Source organism: Mesorhizobium sp. M7A.F.Ca.AU.002.02.1.1 (assembly GCF_003998535.1).
GTDB lineage: Bacteria > Pseudomonadota > Alphaproteobacteria > Rhizobiales > Rhizobiaceae > Mesorhizobium > Mesorhizobium ciceri.
Genome location: NZ_RZPB01001313.1, coordinates 1 through 907 on the forward strand (window position 1 = coordinate 1; position 907 = coordinate 907).

The 907-nt window shown below is 63.0% G+C and carries 1 protein-coding gene; it reads left to right on the forward strand.

The features are described 5' to 3' along the window. On the forward strand, positions 1 to 687 hold a 687-nt coding region (locus EN879_RS37375; RefSeq protein WP_127274786.1), incomplete at its 5' end, for an SDR family oxidoreductase. Positions 688 to 907 lie beyond the last annotated feature (220 nt).

A 907-nucleotide genomic window follows, 5' to 3' on the forward strand; every position in this document is an offset into this window, starting at 1 on the left:
ACCAAAGGCATTGGCCGAGCCCTGGCGGAGCGGCTGGCCCGAAATGGCCAACGTGTCATTGGGCTCGCGCGTACGTTGCCGACCGATTTTCCGGGTCGCGCCGTCGCCGTCGACTTGGCGGACGCAGCGGCGACCGAAGCGATCCTAAAAGCTCTTGCCTCCGAAGAGGCGATCACCGCCGTGGTCAACAACGTTGGACTGGTCAAGCTCCGCGAGCTTGGCGATATCCCCACGCACGAGCTCATATCCGTCCTCGATCTTAACTTGCGCCCGGCCCTGCAGACGGTGCAGGCCGCCCTGCCGGCGATGCGGGCGGCAGGTTTCGGACGCGTGGTCAACATCTCAAGCTTGGTGGCGCTCGGCATGCGCCAACGGTCTAGCTATTCGGCCGCCAAGGCCGGACTGATCGCCTTTACGCGGACCTGGGCTCTTGAGCTGGCCGAGGAGGGCATCACCGTAAACGGTGTGGCGCCGGGACCAACTGAAACGGAGCTCTTCCGAACCACCACCCCCAATGGCAGTGAAGCCGAAGCCCGCTTTCTCGCCGCGGTGCCGGCCCGTCGTTTTGCGAAGCCTTGGGAGATCGCAGCGGCTGCCGAATTCCTGCTGTCTGAAGATGCGGGCTTCATCACCGGCCAAACCCTATTTGTTGATGGCGGCGCCTCAATCGGCAAGGCGTCTGCCTGAACCGTCTGGTTAGCGACAACATCATCAATTCCGTCTAGGAATGCTCGAGGCGATCCGTCTCCTGGCCACGCTTCTTCCACCCGGGCCGCAACCATGCCTTGCGAGACGGCTGGCAATGGCTAAGTTTTAAGCTTGGGACGGCGACGGGCAGTGAACTGCGTGGCGTCTCCGCCATTTCCTGCAGGGCATGCCGATGGATCGCTTCGCGACAATGCAGACC